The organism is Youngiibacter fragilis 232.1 (genome assembly GCF_000495435.3).
GTDB classification, from domain to species: Bacteria; Bacillota; Clostridia; order Clostridiales; family Clostridiaceae; genus Youngiibacter; species Youngiibacter fragilis.
The window spans coordinates 1-8682 of sequence record NZ_AXUN02000074.1; the positions used below are offsets into that span (position 1 = coordinate 1).

The following is an 8682-nucleotide window of genomic DNA, read 5'->3' on the forward strand; positions in this document are numbered from 1 at the left end:
ACTAGAAATCTTTAACACTCATCGAAAATCCTCTGGTAACCTTTGTATATTTCATGCCTCTCAAAGTCAGGCTTATATATCTTCCCTTTTTTGATTAGTCTGGAGATCTCTTCATAGCTTTCAAAAAACTTAATACCCATCGCGGCCATCATGGCATCTCCAAACGAGGCTCCGATGGTAACTTCTGCTGTAGCTATTTCTTTCCCGGTTATATCAGAAACCATCTGAATCCATTCAGGATTTCTAGTTCCACCACCAACAGCCATGATCGTATTGATCTTCACATTGTGTTCTTCGAAAATCGAAAAGTGCTGTCCAATGGAATATCCTATAGATTCCAGTGCAGACCTGTAGAGGTGCTTTTTTGTATGTTTCAGCGTTAAGCCGAAAATCATTCCTCTGGCATAAGGGTCGTTGATAGGTGTCCGTTCTCCGGCAAAATAGGGCAGTGTGATCAGTCCCTCTGATCCAGCAGGAATTTCGCCTACACCCTTCATCATCAATCCATAAGCATTCAGACCAGTCTCAAGCTCAGATTTCAGGCAGTCCTCAAAAAGATTGTCCCTGTACCACCTTGTGATCGTCCCCGCCGCATTCGTACCTGCAGATATGTCGTAAGTATTTGGAATAATAAACTCCTCTCGCCATATCCTGTTATCGTTTACAAGCCTGTCAGTGCAAAGAATCATATATAGGCTTGAACCAAACATCAGCATCATATCTCCCGCCTGAAGCACCCCTGTGCTGATTGCTTCAGCACCTGCATCATCAGTCCCTACAATTACCGGTGTCCCTTCAGGAAGACCCGTTTCAGCAGATGCCTTATCAGTCACATATCCAGCGATGTCAATGGTGTTCCTCACAGCTGCAAGCTGGTCTGGTCTGCAGATTGGTTCACATGTTTTTTCATTGGGCGATCCATCGCTGTGATAGAGTGGATTAAAAGACGCAAGTCCTAAAAACCTATCCACAGTGTAATTACCTGTAAGCTTAGCTGTAATGTAAGAAGACCCGGTTAGAAACTTATTCGTTTTGCGGTATACCTCAGGTTCATTGTTTTTGATCCACAGTATCTTCGGCATTACATCAGAGGAACATAATGGACGTCCAAACCACTCGATGATCTGATCCTCTCCCCAGTATTCTGTAAGCCACTTCATTTCCTCCACCGCTCGGGAATCTATTCCATATAGAATGGCTTTTCGAAGTGGAACACAGTTCTCATCAACCGGAAGACAATCAGCTCCCAGAGCACTCGCACCAACAGCCTTGATCTGTTTCGGGTCGATACCCGACTTCTCCAGCAGTGCATTCGATATCTCACAGAAATCATGCCACCACACATTTTCCGCATCATGCTCAAAGTGGTTTGGTTTTGGATTTTCCATACCGTGAGCCGCCGCATGACTTGCTATGATATTAAACTCCTCATCAACAAGCACCCCTTTGCTTTCGTAGGTACCCGTATCAATCCCAATAAAATATGACTTCAAGATACTCCCCCTTGTAACTGATGTAATTCAATTGCACTCTTCAAAGTCCGTTCCCTTGAGACATCGTGCTAGGGCAATGCATAAGCCTCTTCACTAATTATTGCTCTAAAATTTTCCTATATTCCCGTACTGCTTCCATGAGCTTAAGAACCCGTTCTTTGTCTACTGAATTAAATAGATAGCCATCATATTTAAAATAGGTGCCGATTACCGCAGCATCAGCATATTGCAGCTTTTCTCTTACAGAATCTGGCCTAACCCCTGTGTTGCAGAGGACTGCGGTCTCTTCCGAAGCTTCTTTGACCAGCTTCATCAGTTCAGAATCTACCTCAGCACCGGCTGCAGAAGCCGATATGCAAAAGCCATCCGGTTTCGCTTTAAATATGAGTGATTTCGCAATGCTGCTCAATTTTCTAGTGTCCAGATTCATGTCTGATTCAGGATTCAGAAAGTAGAGCATCTTCAAATCATCAAGCTGCAGAGCTGCCTTTCTGCGTAGAAGCTGAGAAATATCATTATTGTAAATTCCTCCGTCTCCCACGTAGACCCCACTGAACGTACCACGGACAAAGTCAGCATTTACAGCGGCTGCAAGTTCTATTGTCGCCAGTCCATCAGATATGCAGTCAACTCCAAATGGCACATGAATCTCGCTCATAAGCTCCCCGATGACTCTAGCCATAGATGCTGGTGTGATGAAGCTCATTTTTCTCTCATATGGAAGGCTAAACTCATTAGAAATGAGAATACCATCTACTCCGCCTTCCTGAAGGGCTTGTAAATCTTGCCTTGCATACCTGACTACCTCTCTCATTGTGTCCCCATGCTTAAAGAGCGGATCTCCAGGCAATGGCTTCAGATGCAGCATCGCAATAATTGGCTTATTCACTTTGAATAACTTTTCAGTCCATAACATATCAGCACACTCCCAGCTATACAAATTGTTATTATGTTATACCACGCATGGTGTTGCAATGCGAATGGCCATTAAGATCAATGGGTTATCTACTTCTTTCACTAAGGCATACTTTCAAGAAATCCTATCATCGCAAATTCTGGCAGCTTTTCCGTTCTTCCACTTTGCACACGTTGATCCCTTTACCCGCAGATGAACCTTCAATATTGCACAAATGGCAGTATTCATTTTTTCTGGAATACAGTTTCTCCCCTGGAAATCGTCAGCAGCACTTCAGCATCCCGGACTTTATCATGAGTTTCACTCAGAAGATTCCTGTCAAAAATCACCAAATCAGCACCAAAGCCTTCCTGGATTCTTCCAAGTTTCTCCTCACTTCCATAAAGGTTTTTGATTCCACCTCGGGTCCAAGCCTTGATCAGCGATTCCCGATCCATGGCATTCTCCCCCACAAACGATTCCTCTGAATCACCAATGAAGGCACCACATCCATGATAAATGGATTCCGGAAGACTTGGGAAAAGCAGAGGCAGATCTGTTGCACAGGATATGGACATTCCTTCAGAAACCATTCCCTTTCTGTTCCAGATTTTATGATACTCGTCTCCAGCATGACCTTTTACCTGCTCAATCTTTCCTTTCCAATCCTCATATATGCTCTGAATCTGAGGATAGATTTCCGCATGTATCCCTAGCTCCGCCATCCTCCTGAACTCTTCAGGCTCCCCCATCTCAAGATCTGTCATACTGTGCCGGTTAACAAGTTTTCCGCTCTCATCCTTTTTCATGGTAGCGAAAATATTCACCGCTTCCTCCACTGCCTTACCGCCCTGGACGTGAAGTGATACTGCAAGGTTATTCTCATCAGCTTCTTTCACCAGAGTATACGCCTTCGCATAATCCGGAATGGTACGCACAGAATACTCCTTTCCAAGGTAATTATTTTTAAGATGCGCTTCTTCCTGCGACATGGACCCATCCAGCATCATGTTAAAGCCATAGAACCTAAGATCACGATATTGATACTTCTCCTTCATCCGGGCACCCCAGGATATATCCCAAGGTCCTGCAACAGGCTGGCTCACAATTGACATCCGTATAGGAAGGCCCTTTTTTGAACGGTACATCTCAAGGGCTTCCAGGCAGCCAAATCCCTGGTCAAAAACAATCTCTTTTACAGAAGTCACACCTCGGGCAAGGAGTTTCTGTGCATGTTTCTCATAAGCCTTAAGAAAAGCCTTTTCATCTTTCATGGCTTCTTCAATGAGATGCACACATCCTTCCATGGTCACGGACCCTGAATGGACTTCATAACATCTCTTTGCATCCTCATTGACCAGCAGCTCCTCAAAGGACTCATGGAATAGGACTATTGGGTATCCATTTGGAAGTGATTTGTGACAAAGATCCCGAAAGGCTTCTTCACTGACATTTCTGCCAATAACCAGCTTCTTCTCAGCCCGATTCACTAAATCAATCAGCAGAGCTTCCTTGCCAAAACCTTTAAAATCCTCACCATACTCCTGAAAGTACTTCCCCATAAAGAAACAGTGAGTATCAACAAGTCCCGGAATAACCATCCCTTCCTCGAAATTCAAGTACTCCGCTCCTCGCATCTCCTCTTCTTGAGGTACACCATCACTTACCTTTGCAATCATTCCATCGGATACCACAAGATAACCGTTCAGAAGTCCCTCTCCTGTAAAAATCTGTTTGCTTCGAATAATCTTTTTCATTATTACCAAGCCCCCAAGTAAGCCAAAGTGACACTGCTGTTTTTAGCCCCCTGTTCCATAGCATACTGAATTTGATGACCTTCCATGATCGCCTTCAGAAAACCTGCAATGTAGCTGTCTCCCGCTCCCATGGAATCCCTAACTTCGCAGGGTACTATACCAAAACGGTGAAATATTCCATCGTAAGCTATGCTGCCATTTTCACCCAAAGTGACTATGACAATTTTAGGCCCTTTAGCCTTTTCCCTTACCATGAACTGGAGAAGCTCCTCTGTCTCCCCTTCCGCTGCGAAGAACGCGTAATCCACATAGGGAATGGCTTCCTCTTTTATGGGATCATCCAGTTTTGTTGCGAAGTCAAAGGCAATCATATTACCAAGGCGTTTCAATTCAGGCAGTCTCCCATGGATCTTCCCCCAGATGCCACTTGCAATGAGGTCATGCCCTGAAAGGAATTTTATGTCTTCCTCTGTGAGGTCAAAATCAGCCATAACACCTTCATCATAATCCCCGAAAACCCTCTCTCCATCCACGAGCTCAACCTGTGTAACGGCAGTTGATCCTTCTTTCACAGATACATGGGAAATATCCACACCCTTTTCAGAAAGGGCATCCGTGAGGATCTTTCCATATTCATCATTTCCCACAAATCCTACATATGAGGACTCCACCCCGAGTCTCTTCAGATATACCGCCACATTGACAGGATTTCCACCTGGATATCCTGTCTTCAGGTTCGCATAATAATCAATACAGTTGTCTCCTACTGCTGCAATTCTCATTTCTTTCCCCCATTAATCTGCCTTAACATACTTTTCTGTATCATCCACATAACCTTGCTACAGTCATAAAGAACTGCTTCCTGCAGTTCTTTATGATCTCATTGTATCGATTTTATCAGTAATGTCTGTATTTCGCTTTCTTAGTAATTCAGTTTTCTGTAGTACCTTCTGATTTCTACCGGATGGCAGTTTATTTTCTCAAGATGCGCGTCAATTCTTCTATTTACTGCCATCATCACCAGATGGGAAATATGGCCTCTGAAACGCTGGCTGATTCCTTCCAATGGATAATCTTTAGTGTCAATAAAAGTGCAGTTTCCGCAAATCCTAGGAAGGAAAGCTTTCACTCGTTCAGCAAGAGGTCTCTGGCTGTCTTCACCTAAAAATAAAGTTACATTGGTATCTCTGTCAATAATTTCCAGTGTGCCATGCAGGAATTCAGCTGCATGAATAGACTTTGTCCTAATCCAGTGCTGCTCTTCCCAATAGCACATAGCATAGGAATAAGTCGCCCCCATCTGGTTTCCCGCTCCGATAAAGTAGTGCATTTCATCCTTATGATGCTTCTCAGCAAAAGCTTTCCCAAAGCCATCCGCACGCTTCTCGACATCTACAAGAGCGGCAGGCAGATGTGCATCAAGCTCTTCATAAAGAGCCTCATAGTCATCAAAATCCCCTCTATTCCACATAAACCTGTCGGCAAGCATGAAGAACTTCAGCTGTTCATTCATCGGATAGATTACCACATAATCAGCAAGATCTCCCATTGGTGTGTTTTCTTTGTCTATGAATCCGATGATTCTGGCGCCAACATGTTCTTTAATATACTTTAGCGCAACAAGAACCTCTTCTGTTGTCCCACTGACAGAGGAAAAGACAACAACAGAGTTCTTGTTCAGCGCTCTATTACCTGTTGTCATATATTCAGCAGCATGTTCAACAAAGGTAGGCATGGCACTGAATTCTTTAACATGCTGCACGACCTGCATACTGGAAGCATACGTGCCCCCGATCCCAAGAAAGAAAATATTGTCATACCCTTCTTCGGTGACTTTATCCACTATACTTTCAATCTCCTGACGCTTTTCCAAGGCCCCTCTAAAACTTTCAAACCACCAATTTTCATCAAACTTTAGCATAGTTCCCTCCTGATTCTATACATTTTTCTTCAATTTTGTACCACCAAGGTTATACTACCATAAATGCACGCTCCAATCAACAAGTTTATCAATTATTGTACCATTTCATGGTTCAAACAAGCCTGGTATCCCAGGCTTGTTCCTAGATTCGAAAATCTACACTGTAGTCACTCTTTCCACTACGGGTATAACTTCTTGTAAATTCAATTACCCTTCCTTTATCATCATAGCTTGTACATTCAAATAAAAGTACCGGAGCGTCCTCTTCCTCTTCAAGAATCTTGGCATCCCTCTGGTTCAATTTTGTGATATCCAATGTCTGTATTGCCTTCACCAGATTGATTCCATAGAACTCATAGATTTCATAAATGGAGAAAACGGTGAGATCAATCCCGTGGAACTTGGGAACCAAGTATTCCGGTATAAAGAGTTCTTCAATCGAAACCGGCTCTGTGTTGTTATAACACGTGCGGCGGATATAGTTTATCTGGTCTTCCTCCTTGATTCCGAAAAGATCCGCAAAAAGTTTCCCTGCTGGCCTTGCGTTCTTCTGAAGTATCTTGAATTTCGGACTCGCATTTTTGGATTTCATCACCTGGGTGAACCCTTCCAGTATATCCAGGTTCCTTTGATAAATCTTTCCAACAACAAAAATTCCTTTACCTTGAACTGACCTCAGAAGACCTTCTCTGACCAATGCTTCAATCGCGCTTCTCACCGTCATCCGGTTGATTCCATAAGTCTCTGCAAGCTCATTTTCCGAAGGAATCGCCATCCCCGGCTGATATTCACCCTCTTCAATTTTAGTTCTTATCACTTCTCTGAGCTGTAAGTATATTGGAGACGAATAGGTAATTTCCTTCTCATCCACGCTGCATTTCCTCCTGACTCTTTTTCACAAGTATGCTTGAGAACTTCATCTTGTCTGGCCGCACAACTGATCTGAAATACTCAACAGGCCGGTCTTCATTGTCCTCTGCCGTTCCGCTGATGAAGAAAAGCGGGGATTCATACGTAATTGACAGCAGCTCTGCCTCTTCCTCTGTAGCATAGGTTAATGTCAGTTTTTCCTGGCCCTTTACAATATCAACTCCATATACATCTTTCAGAGTCTTGTATAATGAGACTTTCTCAAAATCATACTTCTCAATTCCCTCAAACCGCTGATATTCTATAAAGCTCGTTTCAAGCGCAAAAGGTTCATTATCAATAAGTCTCACTCTAAGCAGCTGAAATACCTTTGTCCCCAAAGGCAGCTTCAGCTTTTTCATGATCTGCTTATTCGCTTCAATTACAGAAGCATGAATCACTTTACTCGATATCTCCTTACCAAATCCTCTCACAAGTTCTGTAAGTGAATCAAGGTTGTTAAGATTCCTGACTATTTTTGGTTCCTGCACAAAATTACCTGATCCTGTTACCTTATATAGCTTCCCTTCATCAATCATCCTAATTATGGCCGCCCTCAAGGTAGATCTGTTAATATTGAACAGTTCGCTCAATTCACGTTCTGATGGTAACTTATCATGTGCTTCAAGGTGATTAACTTTTATATAATACTCTAGTTCTTCCTGAGCCTCATTTCTTGATTTGCTTTTTCCCAGCTCTTCCATTTGCCTACCTTCTTTCCAATATCATATTAAAAGTATATCATACTTTTTCCCAGGATGGCCAATCTATACAAGCTTTCATGAAACATGGCCACTTTATTGATCTTTCACATGAAAAAGCACAGCAGAACATGCAATGTTCCACTGTGCAATTCCGATTTCACTGATATTTGAGAAGTTTATCAGCTAATTGCCTGCTCTGATTTCTTATTCCAATAATGATATACTGGAAGGCCTGTAACAATGATTACAACCGCTGCAACAAGTCCCGGAATTGGCGCCCAAAGGAATGTTGATACAATAAGTGTTCCTGTGGTTACCATTGCCATAAGAGCCATGAATCTCCATGCTGGAGCTTTCCATAATGGATTGTAACTTGCCTTCTTGCGATGGATAAAAATCGTACCGAAAGTAAGGAAGTTCTTAACCAATGCCACTAACGTGAAATACCCTAGAAGCTCCGTGATGTTGGATGCGAAAATCAGTATAATACCCATTGCGCACTGCACCAGGATCGAGAAGTATGGAGTTTCCCACTGTGGATGTACCTTTGCAAAGGATTTGAAGAACAGTCCATCTTTTGCCATGGCATATTCCATTCTTGGCTGGAACATGATGCAGCTTGACAAGGATCCGATTATTACAATTATCGCCATTACTGCCACAAGGTTGCTTGCTGCTCCGCCTATACCAGGAATCTTGGATACCGCCAGGGCAACCGGTGCATCAGAACTTGCCAGGTCACCTATAGGTGTAAGTCCGGTAATAACAGTAGATAGTGCAGTATAGAGAACGATGATAAGCAGTACTGATATTATCAGCGCCTTAGGCATTGTTTTCTTCGGCTCTTTAATTTCTCCTGTCATGTAGCAGACAGCACCCATGCCGTCATAGGACCATGTAGTAGCAGAAATCGCTGCCAAAAGTGCAAGAATGCCCATTGGTGCACCAACAACAGCCGGAGCGCTTATGAGATCCCCCTTCACAACCTGGATTCCCGAAAACT

Annotated in this window: 8 protein-coding genes; all 8 read right to left on the minus strand. The window is 43.2% G+C overall.

Going from position 1 to position 8682, the window contains the following annotated elements; genetic code table 11:
• Positions 1-11 precede the first annotated feature (11 nt).
• Positions 12-1493 (minus strand): FGGY-family carbohydrate kinase, encoded by a 1482-nt coding sequence (locus T472_RS04910; RefSeq protein WP_023384611.1) that lies wholly within the window; start codon positions 1491-1493, stop codon positions 12-14.
• 97 nt (positions 1494-1590) lie between these two features.
• Positions 1591-2409: a BtpA/SgcQ family protein gene (locus T472_RS04915; protein WP_023384609.1), complete on the minus strand. Its 819-nt coding sequence runs from the start codon at positions 2407-2409 to the stop codon at positions 1591-1593.
• Positions 2410-2633: 224 nt separating this feature from the next.
• Positions 2634-4145 (minus strand): amidohydrolase family protein, encoded by a 1512-nt coding sequence (locus T472_RS04920; RefSeq protein WP_023384606.1) that lies wholly within the window; start codon positions 4143-4145, stop codon positions 2634-2636.
• Positions 4146-4147: 2 nt separating this feature from the next.
• Positions 4148-4927: a fructoselysine 6-kinase gene (frlD, locus tag T472_RS04925; RefSeq protein ID WP_023384604.1), complete on the minus strand. Its 780-nt coding sequence runs from the start codon at positions 4925-4927 to the stop codon at positions 4148-4150.
• A 140-nt stretch (positions 4928-5067) separates the two neighbouring features.
• A complete protein-coding gene (locus T472_RS04930) occupies positions 5068-6066 on the minus strand; it encodes an SIS domain-containing protein (protein ID WP_023384601.1) in 999 nt (332 codons plus the stop codon).
• 142 nt (positions 6067-6208) lie between these two features.
• Complete coding sequence (locus T472_RS04935; protein ID WP_023384599.1) at positions 6209-6937, minus strand: GntR family transcriptional regulator; 729 nt, start codon at positions 6935-6937, stop codon at positions 6209-6211.
• Complete coding sequence (locus T472_RS04940; RefSeq protein WP_023384596.1) at positions 6930-7679, minus strand: GntR family transcriptional regulator; 750 nt, start codon at positions 7677-7679, stop codon at positions 6930-6932. Before T472_RS04940 ends, T472_RS04935 begins: the two co-directional genes overlap by 8 nt.
• A gap of 179 nt (positions 7680-7858) precedes the next feature.
• Positions 7859-8682, minus strand: an 824-nt coding sequence (locus T472_RS04945; protein WP_023863375.1) for an amino acid permease, incomplete at its 5' end; no start/stop codon positions are given.

Coding starts and splice junctions, on each gene's coding strand:
- T472_RS04930 (WP_023384601.1), bottom strand. CDS start 6,066: ATGCTAAAGTTTGATGAAAATTGGTGGTTTGAAAGTTTTAGAGGGGCC.
- T472_RS04940 (WP_023384596.1), bottom strand. CDS start 7,679: ATGGAAGAGCTGGGAAAAAGCAAATCAAGAAATGAGGCTCAGGAAGAA.
- frlD (WP_023384604.1), bottom strand. CDS start 4,927: ATGAGAATTGCAGCAGTAGGAGACAACTGTATTGATTATTATGCGAAC.
- T472_RS04915 (WP_023384609.1), bottom strand. CDS start 2,409: ATGTTATGGACTGAAAAGTTATTCAAAGTGAATAAGCCAATTATTGCG.
- T472_RS04920 (WP_023384606.1), bottom strand. CDS start 4,145: ATGAAAAAGATTATTCGAAGCAAACAGATTTTTACAGGAGAGGGACTT.